Consider the following 25704-nt stretch of genomic DNA (forward strand, 5'->3'; position numbering starts at 1 on the left):
CGATCAAGCTTCCTTATGCTTCTTGGGCAGCAAGCCAAACAACATGCGCAGCGACACTCCTTTGGGTTTGCGTTTTCTCCCCTGAAAGCTTCGCAGATTGGTCACGAGTTCACGATCTCGCTCTTCCTCCAGCTTCTCATTCATCCATAGTCGTTGTTTCTCCATCTGTTCCTGCAGAGCCATATGCGTCTCTGCCAAGTGCTGAAGTGTCAACTCCAATTCATCAACCCGCTGTTGCAGCAGCTGTACCCGATCGTCCTGCTGCTGTTCTACAGCACCGTATGTCACCTCACTTACCAGTTGTCCCAGACCCTCATAGGATCTCAGATTTCCGATGGATTCCGCGCCTTCAGGATATGTTGGTGGCATGACTGTCGCTGCACATTCGGACTCTGACAGACCCGCGATCCCCACCATCGTTACATCTATTTCTGTTACAGCTACAGATGCCTCTGGTGCCAATACAGTCACCACAGCATCAGCCAAGGGCAGATTATGCTCTCTGAGTTCAGTCATCAGGCGTTCAATGCACTCGATGTCATCAGACTTGAATAGTCTGGATTTGTTGGCGGAACGTTCGAACCGGTATCCCTGCTCTTCCAGTGCCGCCGCATATTTACGAAGAGTACTGGCACCTATGCCCAGGCTCTTGGCCGTTTCCGTCGTTGCTCCTGCTTCTTCAATCATCATTAATTCCCTCCCGGAATGAAGTCTTTTGGGAATCAATCTCATAATTCCTTATAGTGAGTTATGGAATTGATTCTTGGATAAAACACTATGGCTTCAGCGTTCCTTTTTGGAACCGTCATCGGATCGGGGCAACCTGTCTCATGGATCAAGTATGCTTATCTTTTGCTTGTCCGTATGTATTCGTCGGCTTCTAGGCAGATCCCTTTGACGGTTTTGTTCTGTTTCTGCGGATTCCTGAGAAGTTTTGTCAGGTCCATGATCCGCACAAATAACCCCCAATCCGACAACGGACATGAATGCTGTCATGTCGAATGACACTGGTGCAAACGCCGTCAAATCCTATGATTATGAATAATTCATGTCAATTTTGTTAACTCATTTACTCCAATACGCTCCCGCGATAGCGGATATCATTGCTGGACAGCTTTTTCATGTGTTATCTTATGTAACGTAGAAGTACATTTCAGCATAAAATATAGGACTATACTTAACATAGAACGCGTTAGTAACGGAAAATACAATCTAATTGGGGGCTGAACGGCAGTGTTAGGCAAATCAGGTAAAGTAGCGGTGATCGGGGCAGGTCTTGTCGGTTCAAGTTGTGCGTATTCCATGATTAATCAATCCATATGCAGAGAAATTATGATGGTTGACCGGACGTATGACCGTGCAGTAGCCCAGGCACTGGATTTTTCCCATTGTATGGACTTCACACATAACCGCACCAAAGTATATGCAGGCACGTACGCGGATTGTGGCAATATGGATGTGATTATCTTAACCGCAGGGGCGAATCCCAAGCCAGGACAGACACGACTGGATATTCTGGAGGAAGCAGAGTCCATCGCCAAAGACATCGTGGTTCCGATCATGAACAGTGGATTTAACGGGATTTTTGTCGTCGCTGCCAATCCGGTTGACATAGTAACTTATATGGTATGGAAGTTATCAGGGCTTCCGCGTGAGCATGTTATCGGCACAGGGACGTCCATTGACTCTTCACGACTCAAAACGCTGCTGTCTGAAGTCTTCTCCATCGATCCACGCAGCGTGCATGGTTATGCTCTCGGGGAGCATGGAGAATCCCAATTCGTGGCCTGGTCACATGTGACGATCGGCGGCAAACCGATTATGCACATTTTGGATCAGCATAAGGAGCGCTTCAAACATCTGGATCTGGACGATATTGCACGCAAAACGAAAGATGCCGGTTGGGAAATCTTTACCCGTAAAGGCTCTACTCAATTCGGAATCGGCAACGCCCTCGCGCACATTACCCGTTCTATCCTCAATGATGAACACAAGATCATCGCCGTGTCGGCTATTCTCGACGGGGAGTACGCGCAACACAACGTCTGCGTTGGTGTTCCTGCAATTATCGGTGGAGATGGTATTCAAGAGATTATCGAATTAAATCTGGATGAAACGGAACGCCAAAAGTTCAATAACTCCTGTGAAATTCTATCCGGTAATATCAATCGTCTGACTCTGGCATAACTCATTCGTATACTCTATTTCGTATACTTCGGCTCATCTTCGAAAGCCTGTCAACGCAAACACGCCAATAACACTCCATCTGAGGAGGATTATTGGCGTGTTTGCGTTTATTTTTCCCAGCTACATCGTTATCGTTAACAGGTCGTTATTCAATTCGGTGCAAGCTGAGGTTCGTCCCTTGGTCCCCATTGCTGTAACACCCGCTTCAACTCACTAAGCATAACCGGTTTGGTAATAAAGTCACGCATACCAATCTCCAGACAAGCTTCCTTGTCTTCACGTTTGGCGTTGCCTGTAACTGCAATGATTGGAGGTATGCGATCCCGTGGAATTAGGCGGTGTAACAGGTCTGTCGCTTTAAGTCCATCCATTACCGGCATATGAATATCCATCAGGACAATATCATAAGCATTCTGAGAGATGGCATCAATTGCTTCTACGCCGTTGGTACACACATCTGCCTGGTACCCCAGCTTCTCCAGATATTCTCGCAAAATCTTGCGATTCACTGGATGATCCTCCGCCACCAGAATACGCATGGCGACCTTATCACTCTGACGTGTACGATCATGATGGAACTGACTTGCTGTCTGTTCGGCTGAAGCATCTACACTTGCCGCAGGAACAGCAAACCGGAAGGTTGAACCTTCCCCTTCTATACTCTCGACACTGATACTACCTCCCATAATCTCCACGAGTCGCTTGGAGATGACCAGTCCCAGCCCTGTACCCCCATATTTGCGGTTAATTACCGGATGTAGTTGAGAGAAGGACTGGAATAACTGATCCAGCTTGTCAGCCGGGATGCCAATTCCTGTATCTTGCACAGCGAAATCAAGCACGCTATCTTCAGGCTTCCTGCCTTTGATGATATCCACGTTAACATCAATGCTTCCCTGATCCGTGAACTTAAACGCATTGCCAACCAAGTTCACCAGAATCTGCCGGATACGTATGGCGTCACCAACCATAAATTCAGGGATACTTGGATTGAGACGATATCTGATTTTCAACTGTTTCTCATCTGCACGGGGTTTAAACAGTTCTGCAACCTGTTCCAGCATCTTACGTAATGCAAACGGCTCATAAGCCAAGGCCATTTTGCCGGATTCCAGCTTACTAAAGTCCAAAATATCATTAAGAATGTTCAGCAGTGCATCGCCGCTGTCTTGAATAATCTCGGCATATTCACGTTGTTCTTCCGACAAATCGGTACCGATCAACAATTCTGTCATCCCCACGATCCCGTTCATCGGTGTTCTGATCTCATGGCTGACCATCGACAGAAATTCCGACTTGGCCTGCGCTGCCAGCTCAGCCGTCTCTTTGGCACGTACAATTTCACGCTCGCCAGTCACGTCATTAAACACAACCACCGCGCCCTGAATCTGTGCCTGTTCAATAATGGGCGTCACTTGATATTGTACTAGGAAGCTGCTTCCATCTTTACGCCAGAACACATCTTCTTTGATTGAACGTATCTGTCCATCCAGCACAGTCATTTGAATCGGGCACTCTTCTTTTGGAAAATGACTTCCGTCTGCACGGGTGTGATGGATAATTGGATGGGAATTCTTGCCAATGAACTCTTTCGCCTCATAACCGAACATCGAAGCTGCTGCCGGGTTCATAAACATGGTGATTCCATCCGCATCCAAACCATATATTCCTTCCGTAACCGTGTTAAGGATCAGCTCATGTTGCTTGCTTAGCTCCTGAATTCGTTCCGTGTATTCCTTACGTTCGGTAATATCGGACACGATGCCATAGACGCCTACCATTTCCTTATCCACAATAATGGGCACATTCGTAACCGATACTTCGATCTTCCGACCTCTGGAATTGACGATTCGGGTCTCATAATACTGTGGTTCGCCTTGCTTCACCATTTTAAAATAGTGTTCGCCGTATTGCACTTCGCATTTATCCAGATTGGATAGAAAAGATTTGCCAATCAGCTTATTACGCGGAATATCCAGCATTTGTACAAGTTTGCTGTTCACCGCGCTATACTTGCCATCCAGATTCAATGAATACACAGCTGCCGGATTATGTTCGAACAGCGATCTGTATCGCTGACGACTTTCTCGAAGACGTCTGTCCGCATCCTTATGCTGGGTAATATCCCTGCTGATGCTTACAATCTGGGCACTCTTGCCACGCTCTCCGGCCACAGGCTTCGCCAAGGTCTCCATCCAGATATAGTGTCCCTTCTTGTGCAGCACACGCATCTTGCAGCCATTGCCGATCTTGGAAAGATCCATAGGGTCCGGGTAATCTCCCGGATAACAATATTCCTTGAAGGACTTTCCTGTGACTTCCTCCGGCTTATAACCCAGCAAGGTGTACACAGAAGGTGAAACATATAACAACTCTCCATCTATAGCACAAGTCGTAATCAGATCTTGTGCATGTTCAGCGAGCACTTGATATTTCTCCTGCGCCTCTTGAAGCTCACGTTCCACTTTCACGATATCGGTAACATCCTTGGCTATGCCGTATATTCCAACGACTTCACTGTCGGCTGTAATTGGTATATAGGTAACTTGAGCTTGCTTTAGTGATCCATCCTTATGATAGAATGCCATGGATTCACTGACTGAACGTCCAGCCAGGACCTCTGTAATGAACTGTTTACGTAAATTTTCACTTTCAGGCGGGCTGATCCGATCCCGGCTCATACCCATAAGTTCTTCAATTTTATATCCAGATAACCGCTCAAAAGACGGATTGGCGTCCATATGATTGCCATGAATATCCATCACATAAATGGCATCCGGGTGGTTAAAAAACAGTGATTGGTAAGAACTTCCCTCAGAAATAATGCGCTTCAGGGTTTCCGTTTTATTAATATCCAAGGCTTACCCCTCTTTTCTCAGCCAATATCTTCATCTAACAACAGGGATTCATTATCCCTTGCTGAAATGGGCCTACCCTCGAATAACCATGTAAGCCAGTCTAGAAACAGCTTTTTTTATTTTACCAGATTCTTGTCTCATTTTGCTTATATTCTATGATTCAATTCACATGATGTGTGATGTAATAGTTGGAAATTAAAATTTTAAAGAACATCAGACACGTCTCAGATTCGTTAGATCTTACGAAGCCTCGGTGTAAAATTAACGATACATTTTGTATCAAAAAGGCTATAATCTTTAAAAAACGTTTTTCAACAACGGAGAGGATGAATGAATCATGCTGCCCAACAGAGTTAAAATTGCTTATGGTAAACTAAGAGGCTTGACCATTTTTGGTAAAATACAGCCCTCAATGGGTCTACTGCCACGGATCAGGGGCAAAGTATATCTAAATAAACGTGGTGATTTGCAGGTGGGAAAGCGGCTTAACATCATAGGTAAACCTTGGGGAACCCAACTAACTGTGGTTAAAGGGGCACGATTAACGATTGGCGATGACGTCATGATTAATGCCGGTGTGGGGATTGCCGCTAACATAGAGGTTACCATCGGCAATAACGTCATGATCGGTCCTCGAACAAGCATATTCGACAGTGCTTATCACCGGATTGATTCACTGGATGATGGGAGCCAGACTGCCAAGCGAATTGTCATCCAGGACAATGCCTGGATTGGTACAGGCGCGCTCATTCTGCCCGGCGTGACGATTGGCAGGAATGCCGTCGTGGCAGCAGGAAGCACGGTGACCAAAGATGTACCCGAGAATACACTTGTAGCCGGCGCGCCAGCCAAAATCATTCGCGAGCTGACCATTCATGACGGTTGGGTCAGACATTAGAAAAAATCCCCTCAAGCTTACATACAACAGAATGTTGCATGTTTTGCTTAAAGAGGATCTTGATCTTACAATAACCAGGCTTATATCTAATTATTCAGATTTCTTTTTTGGCAAAATACATCATGCCGATTCCAATGAAAATAACAGCACTACCTCCGATGACCGCCAGCATCGTCATCAGTGGAACATTGTAGGCTCCGAAACCTCCGCCGTCTACGGGTGTCATCAAAATCATCGGTTGTGCCCAGGGATAATACGGCCCGTATATCGCCGAATTTACGATGAGAATATTCGGCACGGTCAGTGCAAAATTCAGTGCGAGCGGTGCAGCAAAACTGCTCCATACCAGGGAAACAAACATCTGCAGGGCGGCAAGAGGTACACAGGCCAACAACCCAAGCAGCAGTTTGCCCACCAGGAATCCCCAGGGTATCTCCGTTGTAATGCCATGGATCATGCCTGCCAGCAGAATGGATATCAGCAACAACACTTGTGTACCCGCCAGAAGCATGAGTACAATCGTCAGTTTGCCAGCATATACACCTGAACGTGTTAGAGGCAAAACCAACATCTGCTTCCACCCTCCTCCCGCATGTTCGAAACGGCAGACAAAGGACGTAAACACGCCAGTCAGCATCGGCAACAGGAGCAATCCGTGCAAGAAGACCATGGTGCCCATCAATACCTGCCAATTCCCCGATGGAGTGGACAATAGCCCGATGAGCAACGCAATGAGCGGACTCAACAGAATCAGGAGCCACACGGGGGATTTGCCCATCTTTAGCCGCTCAGCCGAAATAATGCGAAAATATGTTGTCGCGAAGCTCATATCAGGCCACATCCTTTCGGCTAAAGTGCACCATACCCAACAACAGGATCAAGAGCCCCAGACCCGCCCCCATGCCTGCATACAGATATGGATTAGGTCCATTCCAAGCCATCTGTGCCCAAGCAAGTGGAAAATACGGTGAGATACTGAGCGCAAACATGCCTGTTATCGCGAGAACAATTCCCAGAGTGACGGGAAGCGCCTGATTTTTATTGACCATTGTGAGCCATAGCTCCAACGACAACACGGGAAGCGCCCCAGCCAAAGGCAACAGCCCCAGTTTGATGGCATGCGTCCAAGGAATCTCACTGGCATGGAATCCGAGGACCAGACCCAGACCTACCATTCCTGCGGTTAGCAGCAAGCAGGAGATCATCAGCAGCAGACAAGCAAGCAAGAACTTGGCCAGATACACGGCCGGTCTTGGAATCGGCATCGCTAACAACTGTTTCCACGACCCTTGTTCGTGCTCGACATTAGCGATCATGGAACTGAGAATGGTCGCTCCCAGCATAAGAGACAACGGCACAAAGACAACCACATTGCCGAGCAATCCGCCCCACAGGTTATCCGCATACTGCTCTTTCAAGTAGTCCAACCGTAAACCAAAATTAAGCGCCTGCATCGCTGTCAACCCAATAGGGGCCAGAAACACGAGAAACCAGATTCCCTTCCCCCGAATCTTGAGCCAGTCCGACGATAATGCACGCCCAGTCATATGGAAGCCCCCTCACCAATGACCCGCATGAACAGATCTTCCAGCGACTGACGCTGTTCCTCAACACGATATACATCATGATCCTGTTCAATCAATCGGCGCACAAGCAGCGCAACCGAAGGGTTATCCATATAAGGGAACGTTAATGCAGAACCTTGTCGCTGACCAAATTGCCCCTGCTCTCTCGCCAGCTTCATGGCCTCTTCCGGCTCGGAAACCGTTAACCGGATTGAGCTACCCGTCTGACTATGCAGACTCGCGATGGTATCCTGAAGCACCATCTTGCCTTCACGGATAATACCGACACGACTTGCCATCTGTTCGACTTCACTCAGCAAGTGGCTGGAGACGAGTACGGTGATGCCATGTTCCAAGGGCATGCGTTTGATCAATTCCCGAATCTCCTGAATACCGGCAGGATCAAGTCCATTCGTTGGTTCGTCCAGAATCAGCAGCTCCGGTTCACCCAGCAAAGCGCTGGCAATACCCAGACGTTGCTTCATGCCAAGGGAATACCCTTTCACTGAACGTTTGGCATCCTTGGTCAGATCCACAATGGACAGTACCTCAGCAATTCTTGATTTGGGTACATTGATGATACGGCGCAAGGTTTCCAGATTCTCTACCGCATTCAGATGTCCATAATAAGAAGGGTATTCCACCAGGGAGCCTACACGCCGCAGAATATCCATGCGTTCCTTGCGGATATCCTTGTCAAAGACACGGATCACGCCTTTGGTTGGTTTAATCAAGCCGAGAAGCATGCGAATCGTTGTGGTTTTGCCGGCACCGTTGGGACCGAGGAAGCCGTAGATATCTCCCTTTTTAATATGCAGATCAAGTTCACGGACCGCAGCACGGTCCCGGTATGTTTTCCATAAATTCGCCGTTTGAATAATATTTTCACTCACTGTATGATCACCTCGGAACTATCGTAACCTTTCAAGGTTAAAGCCAAGGTAGTCTCCAGTTTAAGTTTAGTTTAAAAAAAGAAATCTCAGCGGTTGCTTGTTTCCTTACTTCCCTTACCACTGTAGATGTATGTCCGGACACCTGTATCGGAACTGTCTACCCGCTTGCGCAGACCCATTTCACGAATCAACAGGTCTACAATGGATAAACCCAGACCTGTGCCTTTGGTGTCGGAATCCTGCTGCATTCCCGGACCCCGATCCTGAATAACGATGGCCGTCTCGCCCTGAATCTCCTGGGTTGAGATGCCAATATATTTCCCGCTGGCGGCATGACGGATCACGTTCTGGAACAAATTATCAAGGATACGACGCATGCCCTGTTCATCCATATGCCAGATCAGCGGTTCCTCTGGCAGGTCGATATCAATGTCGAATTGCTCTTTCTCCCAGACTGGGTACCAGGCCGCCGCCGTTTCCCTGACGATTCGCAGCATATCTTTCTCTTCCAGCTTCAGCGTATATTTACCACTCGTGAGCAAATTGTAGGACAACATGTTGTCAATGAGCCCGCTCAGGTCCTCCATCTTCGCTTCCATGCGATGTAATGAACGTTCACCTTGCTCGCTCAGCGCTTCCTTGTGCAAAGCATGCATATGTCCACGAATCACTGTTAGCGGGGTACGCAGATCGTGGGAAAGCCCAGCAATCAGACGTTTGCGCAATTGTTCTTCCTCACGTTCACGCTCGCGGCTGTCGGACAGTTGATGCACCATCTGGTTAAATGATTCCTCCAGTTGACCAATTTCGTCTGACCGGCGGATATCAACCGGAAGCGGGATGCCTTCCTTGCCAGGGGTCATCATAGCCGTCTGTAGACGAATAAGCCTTTTGCGAATGCGTGCGAAGAAGAGAATCGACATGATGATGAAAATCATGAAGATGATCATCATGACAATGCCGAGATACAGGAGCTCCATCGGCCAGTTACTCTGTGTCATTTGCAGAAGTGATCGCGGCACTTCAATAATCATGAAGCCCTGTCCTCTGTCCTGTTCAGCCCCGCCAATATATGCAACTACAGTCAACGGATCGCGAAAGGAAGCTTCTTTCATGAATTGTATTGTGTTGTTCACATTCCATATGGCTGGAATTCGAGTCTCTGCCGTTTGCCCGGTGTCCAGTGACCATCTCAATGTCGTGTCTGTCCCGCCATCCGGCGATGTGGATTTCTGAATGGTTACATCCTCACCACCGATAATGAAGAGGGTCTCACCGCTCGCATTCACACGATACATGGAAGATTTGGGATACGAGCCATGTAATTGCTCCAATCGGGCCTTAACCTCTTCATTTGAAGCACCATCCAGGTTCTTTGCTTCACGCGACCAGAGGTTGCTGATTCGGGTAACGTCACCATAAGGTGCTGCTTGATTCGTATTCGTATTATTCACTACGACAACATATATGATGGATATGATCGGAAGAACGACAGGCACGAATAATACGGCCGCCAGAATCAGGATGATATATCTGGACATCAAGGAGCGCCCAAAGCGTAGCTTTCGCCGCCCAGACTGCTTAAAATCCAAGCTTCGTTCTCCCTTCCGTTCTGCCTTCATGGTCTTCCGTTCTTGGAACCGCCGGATCATGGCTTCTTCACGCGATATCCCACACCGCGGACTGTCTGAATAATGACCGGATTAGCCGGGTCAAGCTCCAGCTTCTCGCGCAGATGTCGAATATGTACCATCAAAGTCTTGTCTCCATCCAGATAAGGCTCATTCCAGACAGCTTCATAGATCTGCTCTTTGGTTCGAATCATGCCCATATGTCGTAGCAGGTAGGCGAAGATGTGGAACTGTTTTCCCGATAAAACAATTTCATCCCCCGTCTCCTCATTAACAATGCGGTTATCCTTCTCATAGATGGAGAGGTGATCCAGCTTCAGAGCTGTATCCGATGAGACCGCGGTTCCCGCCTTACGCAGTTGGACCTCAATCCGCGCAGCCAGTTCATCAGGGTGAAATGGTTTGGTCACATAGTCATCGGCAAAATCAAGACCGTGCAGCTTGTCGTCAATGGACGTTCTGGCCGAGAGCATGACAATGGGCACGGCGGGATGTTCTTTTTTCAATCGCTGACCCACCGTAAATCCATCCAGCCCGGGCAGCATGACATCCAGAATAATGAGTGAGCAACCCACAGCAGCCTCCGCTGCACCTTCACCACTACCGAGCCATACCACCTCATAACCGCGCTCCTCCAGATCAGCTCTGACCCAAGTTGCAATTTCCGTATCATCTTCAATGTATAACAGTTTGGTTTTCATCCGAATATTCGTTTCCTTTCCGCCCCCATTGGGTTAATGATATATCTGAGCATCATCATCATAAAAGCTGTCTATAACACATGGATTCATATCTTGTTATCTTGTTGAGGCCATGTTGAATTCCTTTACGTTACCACACATTCTAATTATAGCTTATCCATTCACGTGTGAAATGTTATATCCATCAAATCGACCGAGTACATAGTATACCTACACCTGACGGGAGGAATTTCATTATGCTGTTGGAAGCCATCTATCATCAACCGAAACGCAATTGGGCCTATGCCTATGACCAGGATACAATTCATCTGCGCCTGCGCGCCAAAAAGAATGATCTGACAGAGGTACATGCCCTGACTGGGGACAAATATGCGTGGGATGCAACCAAAGCGCTTGTTCCCTTAACCAAGTTCACCTCTGACTCCATGTTCGATTACTTCGAAGGCGAGGTGAAACCTCCCTACCACCGGCTGAAGTACTCCTTTCTGCTCAAGAACGGAGACGAACAGATCTGGATGACCGAGACGGACTTCCAGGAAGAAGAACCCGATGATCCAGGGCGTATGTTCCAGTTCCCTTATATTCATGCAGGAGCTGTATTCACTCCCCCTGCATGGGTCAAGGATGCCGTGTTCTATCAGATTTTCCCTGAACGATTCGCGAACGGCAACCCGGATATTAGTCCGGAAAAAGTGGAACCGTGGGGTGGCGAGCCGACACCTTTCAATTTCTTCGGCGGTGACCTTCAGGGCGTGATCGACCATCTGGATTACATCAGTGATCTTGGTATTAATGCGATCTACTTTACACCCATCTTCGAAGCTACCACCAATCATAAATATGATACCGAAGACTACCTTCAGGTAGACCGGCACTTTGGTGACGCAGATACCGTGAAGCGACTGGTCGAGCTGTGCCACGCACGTGGAATTCGTGTACTGCTGGATGCTGTGTTCAACCATTCCGGGAAGACATTTGCGCCGTTTGTAGATGTGCAGAAGAATGGAGAACAATCCAAATACAAGGACTGGTTCCATGTACATGGATTCCCGCTCGACGTGAAGGACGGCATTCCTACGTATGAGACCTTTGGATTCGAAGCGCACATGCCTAAGTTGAATACGGAGAATGCCGAGGTTAAGGCATATCTGCTGGAGGTTGCAGAGTACTGGATCAAGGAAGTGGGTGCGGACGGATGGCGGCTAGATGTTGCCGACGAAGTGGATGATGCCTTCTGGCGTGATTTCCGCCGTGTAGTCAAAGCCGCTAATCCGGATGCCTATATTCTGGGCGAAGTATGGAACGAGTCCTCCTCCTGGCTTCAAGGCGACCAGTTCGATGCGTCCATGAACTATCCGTTTACCGATGCCGTGAATGCTTTCTTTGTGAAAAATACAATGCACGCCGAACAGTTCGCGAACTCCATCGGACGACAGTTGTCCCGTTATCCCCTTCAGGCCAGCGAAGTCGCATTCAACCTGCTGGATAGCCACGATACCCCACGGCTGCTCACGCTGTGTGAAGGCGACCAGCGCAAAATGAAGCTGGCTGCGTTATTCCAGTTCAGTTACATGGGCGCGCCGTGCATCTATTACGGGGACGAGATTGGCATGGACGGCGAGCATGATCCGGGCTGCCGTAAATGCATGGAATGGGATGAAGCGAAGCAGGACCGTGAGCTATTCAACTTTTATCAGAAACTGATCTCCCTGCGTCATGCTCATCCGGCCCTGCGTGCAGAAGGCAGCGTTCGATTCCTTCAGGCTCGCCCGGATGGCAGCCAATTGGTATTTGAGCGACAAAACGAGCAGGAACGCATTCTAGTTCTGTTCAATCGCTCAGAAGAGACAGCTATTGTCGAGCTAGAGGCTGGTGACGAGGAATGGACCGAGCTGTTCGGCGGAAACCATCGTACCGCCAAGGAAGATGACGTGCTTGCCATTGAATTGCCCGCGTATGGATATGCCGTACTGAGCACGGCTGTAAGCCAGGACTAGATTCATAATACACATACACCTGAGATCATATATAAGCGAGTCCATCTTCACATCACCTGGCGGTATTAAACAAGCGTCCTGCAGAACCCGGATTCGGGTTCGCGGACGCTTGTTTTTATATCACGGTTATATCATAATGTCACTGATTATATCGCAGTGGTCCCGTTCAGATTAAGCCTGAGGGTCCGTGTGCACTTGAGCATTATCCGCCCCACTTGTAGTTGTGTCAGCATCCGCTGGCTTCGACTCCGTCTCAGGCTCTGCACGCTTGGCCTTCGGTTTAGCCAGCTTCTGCATCATTTTACGGCCGGTTGGTGTCTGAGCCAACCCGCCTTGGGCTGTCTCCCGGTGACGGCTCGGCATCGCACTGCCTACTTCCAGCATCACGTCAATAACTTCATCTGACGGAATGGCACTACGCACTCCGGCCAGGGCCATGTCGGCTGCAGCCAGTGCAGTTACGGCACCCAGTCCGTTACGGATGATGCACGGAATTTCAACGAGACCTGCAACCGGATCGCAGATGAGACCGAGTGTATTTTTTAGCGCCAAGCCTACGGCATGAACGACCTGTTCCGGTGTACCTCCACGCAGTTCAACCATGGCACCCGCAGCCATGCCAATCGCGGAACCCACTTCTGCCTGACAACCACCCTCTGCACCAGAGATAAATGAATTGTTCGCAATAACATAACCAATCGCTCCCGCGCAGAACAACCCATTCACCAAATGTTCGTCCGTCCAGCCAAATCGCTCCTGTGAGCTAATAAAGACACCGGGGATAATGCCGCAGGAACCGGCTGTTGGTGTTGCCACAATGCGGCCCATGGAGGCATTCACTTCAGATACACACAAGGCATACGCCATGGCAAGTGCGGAAGCATCTCCTGAGCAAGTCTCACCCTTGCGAATGTACTCAGCCATTTTTTTACCGTCTCCACCCGTTAATCCACTGCGTGATGTGGTATCTTCCGTTAACCCTTTACGGACCGCTTCCTTCATCACCTGATAATATTCAGACATCTGCTTCACAACATCCGCTTCCGGTGTATTGGTCTCCTGAACCTGCTCCTCAATCATCAGCTGAGCAATCGTTTTGGATTCCGCTGTGCAGATCGTATTCAGCTCGTGTAAATGTTTAAATCGCATCCGAATCAACTCCTCTCTTCAAATCGATGACACGAATGTCCAGTACATGATCCAGCTCCTTTAGACGTTGGAGCATCTCAGGATTCGGCACCCCATCCATTTCCATCGCAGTAAGCGCTTCGCCATCTCGGGCTTTCCGATCCACCTGCATATACCCGATGTTAACCCCGGATGAACTAATCGTGGACGTTACTGACGCAAGTACCCCTGCCTTGTCTGCATGTCGCAGCACGAGTGTCGGAAACTCACCACTAATCTGAACACGAAAATCATTCATCGCATGTACCGATACACTTCCACCACCAATAGAAGCACCGATTAAGGAACATGTACGTCCTCCATGCCACAACTCAATTTTGACCGTATTGGGATGAGGAGCAGGCAGGCCGCTTGTATAAAACTCGACTTCCATTCCCGCTTCCTCTGCGTATTGCTCTGCATCTGGAATACGCGGATCGTCTGTGACATAATCCAGCAGACCGCCGATCAGTGCCAGATCTGTTCCGTGTCCCTGATATGTGTCAGCGAATGAACCATAGAGCGTCAGCCGCGCACGTTCAGGCGTACAACCTAACCACTGACGAGCGATTCTTCCCAGCCTTGCTGCTCCAGCTGTATGTGAACTTGAAGGCCCCGTCATCGACGGACCAATAATTGAAAAAACATCTTTAAATCGCACCTTGTAACCCTCCAATTGTATTCGTCATTTCCATCCAGATCCCATGCCATAATGTTCCTTAATTACTGAATGATGACATCAAAAAAGGACAGAAGAAGGCCCCAGGCCCTCTCTCTGTCCTCGATACCTGAGAGTTTCACAATCAGCAGTGTCTCACGACAGGGTGCACGGCCTGCGATTGCAGACAAGTCACCGGACTGACTGATTATATACCCCTTGGGTGGCGCAGTTTGCGCACTCTCCAGAGTTGCGTCCAACGATGGTACATTTACCTGAGAGATTAACCACTGCGCCGGGTGCGCAGCAGCTTGCTCCTTCGGTGCCTGGTAGCATGCGATTTTACTCGGTCTGCCCAGGTCTCTCCCGCTCGTTATCATCCGCTGTATGGAACTATTCTGAGCTCATGTCAGAACAGTAATGGAAATCGTTCATTCTTCTTCATTAAGATTAATCGACCGGAAGATTAGTGTCAACAAACTTAACGATTTCTTTGGATGTATTTCCTTCAATCCCTATCGAATCGATAAAACCCAGAATATTTTGTCAGCTTTCATTACATTAATGCGATGAAAAGAACTTCTAATGAACTTATTTCATTTCCCTTCAATGATAAAGCGCTTACTACTATTTATGATATTGATCACGAAATTGTTCGGGTATTCAGGCAACCATAATCTTTGAGCTACACTGTTCATAGCCCTTCCGGATCTGCGCACCTGGATTATCATTCACAGTTCGTAGAAGATACGCTCGTTCTGTACATAGGGTCTGCAATACTTGCTGCATAACTTTGGCATGCGGTCTTTCATCCATTCGTGCCTAGACTCGTTCGCCATCTGAAAAGCATAATAACCAAGTGTAAAGATCAACATGAATCCTTCCATTAATCGGATATCACGATCCGTCAGTGGAGCGATCTGTTTGGTATAACCGGATAAGAATAGGTCACGTTCCTCCCGATTGAACATAAGCGCTGCCCCTCCAGCATCGAACAGATAATAACCATAACCGTGTAGACAAAAATCAATCATGGATATCCCCTGATCCGTGATCAGCAGATTGTTGCGCGTAATATCCCCATGAATGATCCCCCATGTCTCCGCATGCTGTGGGTACGTTGCTAGCTGCTTATTAATGTTCTCAAACGTCTCAAGAAGCAGATCGAAGTCTTCCGTTGTAAAAATCCCCAGTCGGACACCTTCCTCCAGCTGCCCTAACATGACCAGATTCTCATGGACATTGCCATATGCCGGGCGTACCTTAGTTCGATCTGTCTGATTCTGCACACGTCCATATTGATGAAGCATCTGCAGTTGCGCACCAAGATCATATATCTGCTCGGTTGTCAGGCGTTCTCCCTGTTGGATGTCCCTGCCCTCAATCCACTCCAGTACTGTACAGCAGATTTCTTTACCTGCTTCACTTGTCCATAACGTGACCCAATCTCCTGATACATTACGTACCGGATGCTGTACGCGTAATGCTGTCGTTGCATTTAACTCATGAAGCAGGTTCATCTCAGCCTCCAGTGCAGGAGGCGTATGCTGAATGCCTGACATACTTGCATATGCGGCTTGATGGATACGCAGCAGATACTTCTGCCCGCTCGCTTCATCAACGACATGATACGTCAGGTTCTCGTTGTGACGAATATAGGAAACGACAGGTTTCTCCATGCTATAGTTCTTGATGATCTGAGCTGCCATATGGTCGTAAGACCTCTGATCCGTAGTGATTATCATCCTCTCCTTCGGAGTTATGTAAACGCTATCTTTATACTAAATATCGTAGCATGATTGCTCTACGCACAGCAAATTCTTCCAAAATCAAATTAAAAAGCACAACCCCGAACAACCGTCCAGGTATTGTGCTTCCTTTTGTCTCTATTTACTTCTTACTCTCTCTGTCTGTTGCTCTATGTGACACTCCTTGATCCAATTAACCGAAACGACCCATAATGTATTCTTGCGTCAGACGATTGTCGGGGTTGGTGAAAATATGCTCTGTATCCCCGTGTTCAATCATGTTCCCCAGATAGAAATAAGCTGTATAATCCGAGATGCGCGCTGCCTGCTGCATGTTATGTGTAACGATAACAATTCTTAGATCCTTTTTAAGTTCGGTAATCAATTCCTCAACCTTACCCGAAGATACCGGGTCAAGAGCAGATGCTGGCTCATCGAGCAGCAGAATCTGCGGATCAACAGATAGGGCGCGGGCAATACATAGACGCTGCTGTTGTCCACCTGAGAGGGACAGAGCTGACTCATTCAGCCTGTCTTTCACTTCGTCCCAGAGCGCGGCACGGCGCAAGCTTTTCTCCACAATTTCATCCAGTGCCTTCTTACTCTTCGTACCGCGGTAGCGGGGGCCAAACGCGATATTGTTGTAGATGGACTTATGAAAAGGATTCGGCTTCTGCCACACCATGCCAATCTTCTGGCGAAGCTTGATTACATCGGTTCCGGGCTCATTCAGATCGTTACCATCCATCCAGATATGTCCCTCTGTGCGGGAACCGGCAATCTCGTCGTTCATCCGGTTAAGCGACCGAAGGAACGTGGATTTACCGCAACCAGACGGGCCAATAAGCGCCGTTACACTTGCTTCAGGAAACGCCAGACTGATCTGCTTCACTGCCTGGAAATGTCCATAATATATGCTTAACTGTTCCGTACCAAAAGGTATGGCCATGTTGGTTCCTCCTTATTTCGAAGCTGTCATACGGCGGAATACAACCCGACCGATCCAGCGTGCACTTAGATTAAACGCCAGCACGAGAATGACAAGCACAGCGGATGCTCCTGCTGCCACTTCTTTGGAATCTGGCCCAATGCCTTCACTATTTACTTTCCAGATATGAACAGCAAGTGTTTCTGCCGGACGGAAAGGATTGAGCGGTGATCTTGGACTCGTCGGATTCCAATCTGTAAAGTCCAATGGTGGACTACTCATACCTGCGGTGAACATCAGTGCGGCTGCTTCACCGAAGATCCGGCCCGATGCCAGGATCGTACCCGTAATCAAGCTCGGCAATGCCACAGGCAGTAGAATGGAAGTGATAATTTTCCACTTGGACAGTCCAAGCGCCAGACCGGCTTCCTTCTGTTCCTTAGGAACGGCCCGGAAGGCTTGCTCCGTTGTCCGCACCATTAGTGGCAAGTTAAAGATCGCCAGAGCCAAGGCACCCGAGATTAGAGAGAAACCAAGACCAAATTGATTGACTAGCAACAAGAGACCAAACAAACCGATAACGATGGATGGGAATGAGGACAACACTTCAACGACCAGACGAATGAAGCTGGTAATCTTGCCTGGTTTGGCGTATTCCGCCATGTAAATTCCGCCGCCCCATCCGAGTGGAATGGTAACGAGCAATGTCAGGATAAGCAAGAATACCGAGTTAAAGAGCTGTGGACCAATCCCGCCGCCGCCTTTGAGCAACTGTGGTGCGCTCGTCAGGAAGTTCCAGCTAATATGTCCAATACCTCTATACATGATGAAGCCAAGCAGACCGAGCAATAATATAACAATGAACAGGGCCAATACAACGATAACGGAAGTTGCTATTTTATCTACCGTCTTTGCCTTCATTTTCATACCCGGTTTCTCCTTTCAAGCAGGCGAACCAGAATGACGAAGACAAATGTCATCACCAACAGGACAAGCGCCATACTCCACAGTGCATTGTTATGAACGGAACCCATCGTGGTATTACCCATGCTGAGTGTAATTACACTTGTTAATGTTGAAGCTGATTCGAGCAAGGATGTTGGAACATGCGGTGCATTACCGATAACCATCTGCACAGCAAGGGCCTCACCAAAAGCACGAGCCATACCCAAAACGACACCTGTCAACAATGCTGGCAAAGTCGTTGGAATGATGACACGGTAGATGGTTTGCCAGCGAGTGGCACCCAGTGCGTACGAGGATTCACGCAATCCTTTTGGCAAAGCAGACAACGCATCTGCCATAATACTTGTTACCGTAGGAAGAATCATTACCGCGAGAACAAGACATCCGGCTGCAATCCCGACGCCTGTTCCACCAAAGATACTGCGCAGCAACGGTACGATGACACTCAGACCGATAAATCCGTACACAACGGACGGAATTCCGGACAAGAGCTCAATCGCGGGTTGCAATATCTTTTTCCCTTTACCCGGTACAATCTCTGTCATGAAGAGTGCTGCACACAAGCCAAGTGGACTAGCGATCAATGCTGCAAGCAAGGTTGTAATGAAAGAACCTGTAATGAACGGCAATGCCCCGTAGAACGCAGGTTCTCCAGTTGGATTCCACGTCTTTCCACCAAGGAATTCGCTTATGCTTATTCCATTTTGGAAAAATGTGGACAGTCCCTTGGACGCTACAAAATAAACAATGGAAAACATGACAACGATCAGGAAAACGACACAAATCGACGTATAGATCCGTCCCGTCCACTCTTCCCAATAATGTTTCTCTTTTAAGGGCCGGCGCGGTTTCAACTTGTTATTCATTACCGTTCCCCCTTCGGTCTGTTCCATAACAACCATCCTTCTATAGTAGAATTAATGCAAAATATGGGATTATTTCAGAGCAAACCGCGTAAAGAGGCGGGACCTAAGTCCGCCTCTTTCGCTGTATGCGCAAGTTCAAAGATTACTCAACCACATTACCTGCTGCATCGCGTTTTACTTTCATACCTGACATTGGAATGTATCCAAGTTCTGTCACGTCATTTTGTTGAATTTCATCACTCAGGATGTAGTCCAGGAACGCTTTTGTTGCTGCATCCGGCTCACCTTTGGTATACATGTGCTCGTAAGCCCACACTGGATAAGTTCCTGCTTCTACGTTCTCCACTGTTGCTTCTACACCTTCGTATTTCAATACTTGCAAACTGTCATCCAAGTAAGACAGGGCAAGGTAACCAATAGCACCTGGCGTTTCAGAAACCAATTTTTTTACGTTACCAGAAGAATCTTCTTGAATCGAACCTTGGATATCATCCATTTTTTCACCCAATGCATACTTCTCGAACGTTGCACGAGTACCGGAGCTACTTGGACGGTTTACAATAACGATTGCTTTATCCGCGCCACCAACATCTTTCCAGTTCGTTACTTTACCGGAGAAAATGTCGATCAGTTGTTGCTTCGTCAAATCTTCTACACCTGCATCTTTGTTGCTAACTGGAGCCATAGCTACTACTGCTACCTGATGGTCAACCAGTTCTTTTACTTTGGCTTCGTCCTCCAGTTTCTCTTCTGCAAATACATCAGAGTTACCGATTGTAGCTTGTCCGTCAGATACTTGTGTCAAACCAGTACCACTACCGCCACCTTGAACTTGAACCGTTACGTTCTTATATTCATCAACTGCCATAAATTTCTGTCCAGCTTGTTCTACCAGAGGTAGCAATGCTGTCGATCCGACTGCCAGAATGTTACCGCTAAGCTCAGTAGCAGCTTCTCCTGATCCATTGCTTGCGGCACCCTCTGTACCAGCGTCATTTTTCGATCCGCATGCTGCGAGTACCAGTACGAACGTTAAGGTCATCAAAATAAACGGCAACTTTTTAAACATGTTTTGTTTTCCTCCCCCAATGTAGTGATGGCGTTTTGTGAATTTGTTTGTTCACCATCAACTCTTTACTTATTGTAGTTTCGGTATGTCATCTTAAAATCAGTGTTTTGTAAACGCAATGTTAAAAATATCAGCTGCATATTGAAATTTATCTGAGAGAAATTGCGCTGAAGTGGTCGCTTCGGTAACGGACGTTGTTTCAATCGCTGTTATCCCCGGATTTATATGATTTACTTTTTTCAAGGAATACATCCGCGGATAAAGGCGAACGCTTCGCTTTTCCACAATCGTTCCGTTCCCTCCGCTGTGTCAGCGCTCGTTGGATCTCAGGCATTTCAATCTCCTGCCTGGGAAGTATGCAAAGAAGGCCAGCCCTATAATAGGCTGGCCTTCTTTAAATTCTTTGTTGATTCTTTGATAGAGAAAGAAAATCTGTTTCTTCTATAGAAGAAACAAAGGAACATAAAAAAACTGCCTCACAGCCAGTGTGTAGCACCGGCTGCGAGAGCAGCTTTTACATTACAACAGAATTATCTTATTCATACTTAATGTAAAATCTAATTTACTAACCTATAATCCATAACCATAATGCCAACCCAGCTAGGGTAATTAACAAGGTGGGAATGGTCAGGATGATGCCTGCTTTGAAATAATACCCCCATGTGATCTTCACACCTTTGCGGGATAACACATGCAGCCACAGCAATGTAGCAAGAGACCCAATCGGAGTCATTTTGGGACCCAGATCAGAACCAATGACATTGGCATAGATCAATGCCTCTTGAATGATACCTTCGGTGTGCGCACCCTGGATGGCTAACAGGTTAATCAACACGGTCGGCAGGTTGTTCATCACTGATGATAATACGGCCGCGATGATACCCATCCCAAGCGAAGCAGCCAGCAGACCATGCTCTGCTATGGCATCCAGCCAGCGACTCAGATGATCTGTTAATCCTGCATTACGCAGTCCGTAGACGACGATATACATGCCCACCGAAAACACCACAATCGACCACGGCGCTTCCTTAATGACCCGTTTGAGGTCAACAGCCTCACTCTTACGCGCCAGTACAGCGAACAGCAAGGCCACGGAGCCGACGATAACCGATACGGGAATCGGCAAAAACTCACTGGATGCATAAGCTACCAATAACAGCCCAAGCATGAACCAGGCAATCCGGAACATTCGTGGATCACGTATCGCTTCCTTCGGATCACGTGCTGCGGAGATATCGTAGCGACGGGGTATGCTTTTGCGATAGAACAAAAACAACATTCCTGTACTCGCCACGATCGAGAACAGATTCGGCACAACCATGCGCACTGCATATTCCACAAAGGTAATACCAAAGAAATCAGCAGACACAATGTTGACCAGATTGCTGACGACCAGCGGCAATGATGTGGTATCTGCGATAAATCCACTCGCCATTACAAAAGCCAACACCATACGCTCATCGAACTTCAACGCACGCACCATTGCGAGTACAATTGGCGTCAGAATGAGCGCTGCGCCATCATTGGCGAACAAAGCAGACACCGCGGCCCCAAGCAAAATGGAGTATAAAAACAGTCTGCGACCGTCTCCTCCGGCCAGCCTTGCCATGTGAAGGGCAGCCCATTCGAAGAAACCCGTCTCGTCGAGAATGAGAGAAATCATAATAATGCCAACAAAGGCCAGCGTTGCATTCCATACAATGGATGCCACATCTGAGGCATCATTCAAGCTCACAACTCCACACAATAGGGCGAGCAATGCACCACCCGAGGCAGTCCAACCGATGCCCAACCCACGAGGTTGCCAGATCACCAAGGTGATCGTTACTACAAAAATTAATATTGCTACATATACCATAGTGCCTCCTGCTGTACCCTGTCTCGATATATTCTATCGTTCATTTAATCATTATATTGTAAGATTACACCGCATGATGCGCGGAAGAACCAGACGATATATTTATACAGGGCCGCAGAAGTAATGTCTATCTTTATTTTCTTCTATTCGAAAAAGTATGGTAAGTAATGGTGGTCTACTTCCTAGGATTTGTCGCTACCCTTATCCTTCGGCGTATCCTCAACCATCTTGAACATGCCAAGCAATCCTTGCAATTGTTCTGCCATACTGTTCAGATGTGCAGACGATGATGAAATTTCCTCTACCGATGCCAGTTGTTCTTGCGAAGATGCAGACACAGATTCTGTATTTGCAGCTGATTCCTGGGTCACATTCGAAATATCGCTCATCGCCTTCGCAACGTGGGATGCACCGTTCTCCAGTTGCTTCGTTGTTTCAGACAAGTCATCCAGTGTATGAACAGCATCTTCCACCGCCTCCCGAATCTGGGCAAACGATTGTCCGGACGTATTCACGGCCTGAATCCCTTCTCCCACCCGAGTCTGGGCGGCATTCATGGCGATTAGAGCGGCATCCATATCCTGACGAATATTGTGAACCACCTCACCGATCTGTGCTGCCGAGCTACCGGATTCTTCTGCCAGTTTACGTACTTCTCCCGCTACGACAGCAAACCCACGCCCTGCATCACCTGCTCTAGCCGCTTCAATGGAAGCATTCAATGCGAGCAAGTTGGTCTGTTTTGAGATGGAGGCAATGACATCAACCATGCTGCCGATCTCTACCGAACGGGAATTCAGAGACTGAACCACCGTTCCTAGCTGCTCCACCGTTTCCTGAATGCTGTTCATCTGCTCCACAGCCTGTCCAGCTGCCTCATTACCAGAAGAAGCTGCACCAGATGTATTCCGCATATTTGCCGTGATCGATTGCACACGTTCCGACATCATGCGAACATCTTCGGCCATTCGGCTCATCTGTCCAGATCCGTCTTTCACGCTGTTCACCTGCTGCTCAGCACCTTCGGCCAGCTCCTGAATAGCCAGTGTTGAATGTTCGATTGCTTTGGTCGTTTGTTCCGCACTGGCAGACAATTCTTGAGAAGAAGCAGATACCTGCTCTGTTGTTTCCTGTACACCAAGAATCATCATCCGCAGGTTATCCACCATACGCTCGAAATACTTCGCCAGATCACCGACTTCATCTTTACGGCCTGTTTCCATTTTCACGGTCAGGTCACCTTTGCTTACAGCTCTGGCCGATTCCTGCAGTCGCTTGATCGGACGCAGCATGGATCGTGTAAACCAGATAATAAAGATAAGGGTTAGGAAGGTCGCCGCGAGAATCACTATAAATGTAATCATGCGAATGTCCTTGCTCGCACTGGTTATTTCACTCTTGAACATCGTACCGGCAATTTTCCAACCCGTTGCTTCATTTGTTGAGAAAATCATCATCTTCGGCTGATCGTTAAATACGTAATCGAATTGACCTTCTTGACCCTCATACATTTTATCCAGCGATCCGCTAGTTTCCTGTGTCCCTGGCTCTACTACAGGAGAAACGACATAATTTTTGTTCGCGTCCATAATAATAACGTAGCCTTCTTTACCCACCTTAATGGATGCCTGCTCTTGTAGATCTGTCAGGTCCAGAGACAAACCAACAACACCGGACTGGTCTTTTAATGTTTTGGAGATAAATACAACGGCAACGCCATCCGTATTTACGGATACAGCTGATACGACAGCGGTACCTGGTTTCTCCATCGCAAGTGTATACCACTCCCGCTCCCTAGGATCATATGCATCTCCCCGTGTGCTGCTTGCTGTGGGTTTACCTCGAACCATGACTCCGTCGGTTGTTCCTACAAAAATGTTCATTGCATCCGGATGTAAACCCAGATATTGCTCCAGCTTCAACTGAAGCTCTGTACTATCGTTCTCTCCTTTGATCAGGCTCGGATCAAGGGCATCCGCGAAATAGTTAATATCATGGATCTTGTAATTCACTTGGCTTTCTACAATGGTATTGGCAGTGCTCACACTCTGCTTGGCACTATCCACTAATTGTCCTTGTACGCCATCTTCAGCCATCGTTAGTGTGATCAAGCCGATCGCCAAGCTTGGCAGGAGCAGAACGGCCAGGAAGGAGACTAATAGTTTGTTCCTTATATTCCAGACGAAACCTTTCTTTTTCTTCTTCTTTTTATTTTGATTATGTTTTGGTTTGGCAGGTTTCGCAGCTTTCATTGCTTTGTTATCCTGAGTTTCACTCATGTCTTTATCCCCCTTTAAATGTAAAAATGCCCTCTTTCTTTTTATGTATGAATGAATCTAAAAGGCTTATCTTATATATCGGCTAGATAAGGGGATTTATTTGAGAGAAAAATGTGCAGGCACGCCAAACAAGCCACCTCTGATCAGAAGTGACTTGTACAAGGTACAGATTACTAATTATTCCATGTATTAGATGAAGCATTGGAGTATGGCTCGCCTGGAGGTTGTGCCGAGGGTTTACCAAAATAATAGCCCTGTGCAAGCTCAATACCTATGGAACGACAGAATTCAAACTCTTCCATCCGTTCGATCCCCTCAGCAAGGACTTGACCTCCAAATCGACTCGACATCTCAACAATATGAAGAATTTGCTGTTGTTTGGTCGAATCCTGATCACAACGATCAATAAGACTTCGATCTATTTTGACAAAATCCGGTTCTAACCGATTCATTAACTCTATTGTCGAATATCCGGCACCTACATCATCCAATGCAACCGACATTCCACGGGAACGATACACCTCAAATATCTGCTGCAAGATGGGCATATGCTGAATCTGCTCTGTTTCCACGACTTCAAACACAAAATCTTTAGGGTCGAGCGAAAGACGTTCAATCGCTTCAAACGTATGTGTAAGACAATATTCGGGGTTATATATGGAGGAAGGCAGGAAATTTACGAAGCGTTTGACACCATGTGGCAGAAAAACAGCACTGGTCTCAATAGCAGTAATACGCGCCATTCGATCCAGGAAAGAATGTAGTCCGGTCTCACGCGCAACTTCAAATAATTCATAGGAACTGAAGGATCTTCCATTCTCAGCAGGACGAAGCAAAAACTCATATCCGACAATCTGCTCCGATGCATCAACGATGGGCTGCATATGACTGCTGAATTGATGCTCCAGAATAATGGAAACAAGCTCTGCATGCTTGAAACGGGACTCCTGCATGGTTAGACTAATCCAGCTTTCTTCATTCGCCTGTTCGTATAAAGGCATCATCTGAACGGTTAGGGAATCTCGTAATGTTGGATTCATCTCACCGATCTCTTCTATTAAACTCTGAACCGCCTCAGGATTCGAATAATGCATCCACATCATGTCATCCAACGTCTCGATAAGTCTTCCCGGCGTTTGCAGCGCTTCCAGCAAAGCGGGGGAAATGGGACGCAGGTACAAGGTACCTTGGCCCTCTATAGGATAGATTGGACTGCAGCCACTGCAATTCATGTAGGACCCCCTTGCCAATTTATGATTCCATGTCCATTAATGTTCACTTGTATATACCCAAAGTTTGTAAATATTATATCATGGGTCTTAAAATTAATCTCTACTGTTTTGATGACTTCGTATATGACGGCTAATGAAACAAATATATTCAAAATGGCAGAAAAAAGACCGACAGTCTGATGACTGTCGGTCTCCTTCTCATC

20 protein-coding genes and 2 riboswitches are annotated in these 25704 nt (G+C 47.6%); of the genes, 3 read left to right on the plus strand and 17 right to left on the minus strand.

Features of this window, described 5'->3' with window-relative positions:
* Positions 1–3: 3 nt before the first annotated feature.
* Positions 4–690 (minus strand): hypothetical protein, encoded by a 687-nt coding sequence (locus MHH93_RS20505; RefSeq protein ID WP_500055535.1) that lies wholly within the window; start codon positions 688–690, stop codon positions 4–6.
* A 543-nt stretch (positions 691–1233) separates the two neighbouring features.
* Between MHH93_RS20505 and MHH93_RS20510 the strand changes: the two genes are divergently transcribed.
* Complete coding sequence (locus MHH93_RS20510; protein WP_500055536.1) at positions 1234–2187, plus strand: L-lactate dehydrogenase; 954 nt, start codon at positions 1234–1236, stop codon at positions 2185–2187.
* Between the two features lie 149 nt (positions 2188–2336).
* Here the strand turns inward: MHH93_RS20510 and MHH93_RS20515 are convergent, their stop codons facing one another.
* Positions 2337–5045 (minus strand): PAS domain-containing hybrid sensor histidine kinase/response regulator, encoded by a 2709-nt coding sequence (locus MHH93_RS20515; protein WP_500055537.1) that lies wholly within the window; start codon positions 5043–5045, stop codon positions 2337–2339.
* A 337-nt stretch (positions 5046–5382) separates the two neighbouring features.
* On the opposite strand from MHH93_RS20515, the gene MHH93_RS20520 reads away from it, so the two are divergent.
* Positions 5383–5943 carry an acyltransferase gene (locus tag MHH93_RS20520; RefSeq protein WP_500055538.1) on the plus strand — a complete coding sequence of 187 codons (561 nt, stop codon included), beginning with the start codon at positions 5383–5385 and terminating at the stop codon, positions 5941–5943.
* A 94-nt stretch (positions 5944–6037) separates the two neighbouring features.
* On the opposite strand, the gene MHH93_RS20525 is transcribed toward MHH93_RS20520, so the two are convergent.
* The 5 genes from MHH93_RS20525 to MHH93_RS20545 all read right to left on the minus strand — a co-directional run bounded on the left by MHH93_RS20525 (position 6038) and on the right by MHH93_RS20545 (position 10733).
* A complete protein-coding gene (locus MHH93_RS20525) occupies positions 6038–6772 on the minus strand; it encodes an ABC transporter permease (RefSeq protein WP_500055539.1) in 735 nt (244 codons plus the stop codon).
* A 1-nt stretch (position 6773) separates the two neighbouring features.
* Positions 6774–7490 (minus strand): ABC transporter permease, encoded by a 717-nt coding sequence (locus MHH93_RS20530; protein WP_500055540.1) that lies wholly within the window; start codon positions 7488–7490, stop codon positions 6774–6776.
* The gene (locus tag MHH93_RS20535; protein WP_440391762.1) at positions 7487–8401 is read right to left on the minus strand and encodes an ABC transporter ATP-binding protein; all 915 of its coding nucleotides are present in this window, start codon (positions 8399–8401) and stop codon (positions 7487–7489) included. Before MHH93_RS20535 ends, MHH93_RS20530 begins: the two co-directional genes overlap by 4 nt.
* 86 nt (positions 8402–8487) lie before the next feature.
* Positions 8488–9993: a histidine kinase dimerization/phospho-acceptor domain-containing protein gene (locus MHH93_RS20540; protein ID WP_500055541.1), complete on the minus strand. Its 1506-nt coding sequence runs from the start codon at positions 9991–9993 to the stop codon at positions 8488–8490.
* 56 nt (positions 9994–10049) lie between these two features.
* Entirely contained in the window at positions 10050–10733 is a 684-nt protein-coding gene (locus MHH93_RS20545; RefSeq protein ID WP_105601503.1) for a response regulator transcription factor, read from the minus strand.
* A gap of 236 nt (positions 10734–10969) precedes the next feature.
* Between MHH93_RS20545 and MHH93_RS20550 the strand changes: the two genes are divergently transcribed.
* A complete protein-coding gene (locus MHH93_RS20550; protein ID WP_500055542.1) occupies positions 10970–12730 on the plus strand; it encodes an alpha-glycosidase in 1761 nt (586 codons plus the stop codon).
* Between the two features lie 171 nt (positions 12731–12901).
* On the opposite strand, the gene sdaAA is transcribed toward MHH93_RS20550, so the two are convergent.
* The 10 genes from sdaAA to MHH93_RS20600 form a co-directional block, all read right to left on the minus strand.
* On the minus strand, positions 12902–13879 hold the full coding sequence (sdaAA, locus tag MHH93_RS20555; RefSeq protein ID WP_500055543.1) for an L-serine ammonia-lyase, iron-sulfur-dependent, subunit alpha: 978 nt from the start codon (positions 13877–13879) through the stop codon (positions 12902–12904).
* Positions 13869–14558, minus strand: a complete 690-nt coding sequence (gene sdaAB, locus MHH93_RS20560; protein ID WP_500055544.1) for an L-serine ammonia-lyase, iron-sulfur-dependent subunit beta — start codon at positions 14556–14558, stop codon at positions 13869–13871. Before sdaAB ends, sdaAA begins: the two co-directional genes overlap by 11 nt.
* Before the next feature lie 112 nt (positions 14559–14670).
* A riboswitch (glycine riboswitch) is annotated at positions 14671–14805 on the minus strand.
* A 4-nt stretch (positions 14806–14809) separates the two neighbouring features.
* Positions 14810–14934, minus strand: a riboswitch (glycine riboswitch).
* 352 nt (positions 14935–15286) lie between these two features.
* A complete protein-coding gene (locus MHH93_RS20565; protein ID WP_500055545.1) occupies positions 15287–16300 on the minus strand; it encodes a phosphotransferase enzyme family protein in 1014 nt (337 codons plus the stop codon).
* A 196-nt stretch (positions 16301–16496) separates the two neighbouring features.
* On the minus strand, positions 16497–17252 hold the full coding sequence (pstB, locus tag MHH93_RS20570) for a phosphate ABC transporter ATP-binding protein PstB (RefSeq protein ID WP_500055546.1): 756 nt from the start codon (positions 17250–17252) through the stop codon (positions 16497–16499).
* Positions 17253–17264: 12 nt separating this feature from the next.
* Positions 17265–18152, minus strand: coding sequence for a phosphate ABC transporter permease PstA (gene pstA / locus MHH93_RS20575; RefSeq protein WP_500055640.1), 888 nt, complete (start codon positions 18150–18152; stop codon positions 17265–17267).
* A gap of 2 nt (positions 18153–18154) precedes the next feature.
* On the minus strand, positions 18155–19090 hold the full coding sequence (gene pstC, locus MHH93_RS20580) for a phosphate ABC transporter permease subunit PstC (RefSeq protein ID WP_017690972.1): 936 nt from the start codon (positions 19088–19090) through the stop codon (positions 18155–18157).
* A 115-nt stretch (positions 19091–19205) separates the two neighbouring features.
* The gene (locus tag MHH93_RS20585; RefSeq protein ID WP_500055547.1) at positions 19206–20132 is read right to left on the minus strand and encodes a phosphate ABC transporter substrate-binding protein; all 927 of its coding nucleotides are present in this window, start codon (positions 20130–20132) and stop codon (positions 19206–19208) included.
* 565 nt (positions 20133–20697) lie between these two features.
* Positions 20698–21990, minus strand: a complete 1293-nt coding sequence (locus MHH93_RS20590) for an arsenic transporter (RefSeq protein WP_500055548.1) — start codon at positions 21988–21990, stop codon at positions 20698–20700.
* A 182-nt stretch (positions 21991–22172) separates the two neighbouring features.
* Positions 22173–24269, minus strand: a complete 2097-nt coding sequence (locus tag MHH93_RS20595; protein ID WP_500055549.1) for a methyl-accepting chemotaxis protein — start codon at positions 24267–24269, stop codon at positions 22173–22175.
* Positions 24270–24442: 173 nt separating this feature from the next.
* On the minus strand, positions 24443–25501 hold the full coding sequence (locus tag MHH93_RS20600) for an EAL domain-containing protein (protein WP_500055550.1): 1059 nt from the start codon (positions 25499–25501) through the stop codon (positions 24443–24445).
* Positions 25502–25704: the final 203 nt, after the last annotated feature.

Origin of the sequence: Priestia sp. FSL H7-0729 (assembly GCF_038005685.1) — a bacterium.
GTDB lineage: Bacteria > Bacillota > Bacilli > Paenibacillales > Paenibacillaceae > Paenibacillus.